At 33.4% G+C, this 3,690-nt stretch carries 1 protein-coding gene; it reads left to right on the plus strand.

The features are described from left to right. On the plus strand, window positions 1-3,456 hold a 3,456-nt coding region (locus DFR66_RS13715), incomplete at its 5' end, for a T9SS type B sorting domain-containing protein (RefSeq protein ID WP_208630921.1). Window positions 3,457-3,690: the final 234 nt, after the last annotated feature.

The following is a 3,690-nucleotide window of genomic DNA, read 5'->3' on the forward strand; positions in this document are numbered from 1 at the left end:
ACGGCTCAAGCTGCTTTCCCTATTGCTGCTGATTTATGTGATACCGATGTTTCCAATATCACTAAAGTAAGTGGTGCATTTGTGCCTTCTTTAGGCTGTGCTAATGCTGGAACCTATACTAACACTTGGACTGTAAAAGACGATTGTGGTAATACTTCGGCTGTGTTTACTCAAGTGATTACTGTTGAAGATACAACGGCTCCTACTTGGTCTACTCTAGCTACTGCTTTAGATACTACGGTAGAATGTAGCAATGCTGAGGCTTTGGCTACGGCTCAAGCTGCTTTCCCTATTGCTGCTGATTTATGTGATACCGATGTTTCCAATATCACTAAAGTAAGTGGTGCATTTGTGCCTTCTTTAGGTTGTGCTAATGCTGGAACCTATACCAACACTTGGACTGTAAAAGACGATTGTGGTAATACTTCGGCTGTGTTTACTCAAGTGATTACTGTTGAAGATACAACGGCTCCTACTTGGTCTACTCTAGCTACTGCTTTAGATACTACGGTAGAATGTAGCGATGATCAGGCTTTGGCTACGGCTCAAGCTGCTTTCCCTATTGCTGCTGATTTATGTGATACCGATGTTTCCAATATCACTAAAGTAAGTGGTGCATTTGTGCCTTCTTTAGGTTGTGCTAATGCTGGAACGTATACTAACACTTGGACTGTAAAAGACGATTGTGGTAATACTTCGGCTGTGTTTACTCAAGTGATTACTGTTGAAGATACAACGGCTCCTACTGGAACTGCCCCTGCAGATATTACTGGATTACATAGTATTTTAGAAGTACCTACTGGAGATGTAAGTGTTATAATAGATGAGGCTGACAATTGTAATGGGACTGTTGATATTACTATAGTTGACACTAATAATGGAGCTAGTGGATGCATGGGAGATCCTTACATTATTGTAAGAACCTACATATTATCAGATTGTGCAGGTAATAAAACTTCATTGATACAAAAAATAACTGTTGAGAATAATGTTTCAGTAAGTGGTATCCCAACTAATGTAACATGTCAAGGTGAAAAAGATGGAAGCATAACAATTACTAATAGTATTGGATCAACTGTGGTAATTACTAATAATGCGAATGAAGTGGTAGGTAGTAATGGATTACCCGCTGGTACGTACACACTTACAGCTACATCCATTGTTGGAAATGATGGACAAACATGTACTGCCATAAGTACAGTAACTATTACAGAACCAGACTATAGAGTTAAACTTTCTGGTGTTGTTTCTAATAGAGATACGAATTTACCATTAGCAAATGTACCTGTGACATTAATTCCTCAAGGTTCAACTCCTGGTGATATTCTTATTAGAGTTACAAACTTAGAAGGTTATTACGCTTTTATAGGTGTAACGCCAGGTGATTATTTATTACAAGTTCAAGATGCGAACCTAAACAATAACCAACAATTGTACACTATTGATTCAAATTCATTTTTTACAACTATAGAAGAATGTAAATACCAAATACACAATTTCGAATATGAAAAATCAGATTTACCTGTTATAGGAGATTTTGTATGGTACGATGTAAATAATAATGGAATACAAGACGAATGGTTTGATGCAAATAATGATGGAATTGTTACCAAAAACATCCCTGATTCTAATGGAGCTATAGATTATAGTTTATGGGAATGGATTGATTTTAATGGAGATAATAGCTACAAAGGAAAAGAAAATATTGGAGAGCTAAATGCTGCTGGTTTAGGAAACTCAAAAAGTTCTAATATATTAATTACTGGTCCAAATAGTTATTCTAAAAATGTTATGTTAGGAATTCAAGGATACTATATTGACAGACCTAAAATAGAAAATCCTTGGGGAGAATATAAAGTACAGCTAGTTATGGATTCATACTTAGATATAGTTTCAGAAGCTATGGGGGCAAATGGATTAGTAAAAGAATTACCAATCAATAATAACAAGTTAATCACATCTAAAACAAATATATCCGGGGGGTTCACAGTTTGTGGTCCTACAACTCCTAATCCTAAAATCATACAAATAACTCCAGATAATCGTGTTAATTTAGACGTAGATTTTGGAATAAGCTGTAGATTATTTGCTAATGTTGATGCAAAAGATGATATATTTAGTGCAGTACAATGTACTTTTAATGGAAAAATTGGTAATGTTATTGACAATGACTTACTAAATGAGCTTAAAATAAATAGTAACGAAGTTGTTTTTAAAATAATAAATGGAAGCAATCCTAAAATTACATTTGATGAATTAGGAAATATATCAATACAAGCAGGTATAAAAGCAGGGAAATATTCTTTTGAATATCAAATCTGTGAGAAAATAAATCCAACAAACTGCGATAATGCTTTTGTAACTGTAAATATAATTGATACTACCAATCCTGTTTGGACAACTACTGTTATGCCTCAAAATATTACGGTTCAATGTGATGTACCACAACCAGAAACTATGACAGCAACTGATAGCTGTGGTGAAGTAATATTAAAATATAATGAAACAAGAGTTGATGGCAATTGTCTATCAAACTATATCTTAACCAGAGTATGGACAGCAACAGATGAATCTGGTAATATGATATCACATACACAAAAAATAACAGTAAATGACACAACTGCTCCTACAACAACGACTGTGTTTACTCCTTTGGTTAATGTAAATTGTGATGTAATTCCAGCTAAACCTGAACTTGTATTTGTAGATAATTGTTCTACAGTTTCACCAGCTATTTTTACTGAAAACATCATAAACAAAACTGAAAATTCATATTCAATCGTAAGAAAATGGACTGTGTCTGATGCTTGTGGAAATACAGCTGACTTTACTCAAATAATCAATGTTACCATTCCAAACAGTGTTACAACTATCAATAGTTCAATTTGTAATGATGGAGAAACTACAACGGCGAATCTGGATGATTTGTTACCAGCTGGAACACCTACAAGCGGTACTTGGGTAGATGTGAATAATTCTGGTGCATTACAAGGAAACATTCTTGATGCTTTAGGTCTTCCAGTTGGAAATTACATTTTTGAATATAAAGTTAATGATTCTACTTGCCCAAGAACTATAACAATTATAATGACTGTAAATACAGGTTGCGGTGGTATTGTATTGGCTTGTGGAACTGTAATAGTTCATAATGCATTCTCTCCAAATGGTGACGGGATTAATGAAAAATTCATTATCGATAATATTGATGATACAGTTTGTTATCCAGAAAACACGGTTGAGATTTATAATCGTTGGGGAGTTTTAGTTTTTGAAACTAAAGGATATAATAATACAAGTAATTCATTTGATGGAATTTCTGGAGGAAGATCAACTGTTAAGGAATCTTCAGGTTTACCTGCAGGAGTTTACTTCTACATTTTGAATTACACTTCTTTTGACAATGATGGAAATATCATAACAAATAAAAAAGACGGATATTTATACTTAACAAAATAATTAATCTTATACCTGAGCATAAAAATGCTCAGGTATAATAAAAATAATATCTTTAGACTCTATTATTACAAATAATAATTACTAAGGAAATTTTTCAAGCCGACCTGCCGAATTTTTTTAAATGAGTTCGATAGATAATTTAAAATAATAAATATCTACTATGAAAACAAAATTATTTTCTTTCGTTTTGATGTTTACAGCCTTTGTAAGTTATGCACAACAAGATGCTCAATT

The organism is Flavobacterium glaciei, assembly GCF_003350545.1.
Lineage (GTDB): Bacteria > Bacteroidota > Bacteroidia > Flavobacteriales > Flavobacteriaceae > Flavobacterium > Flavobacterium glaciei.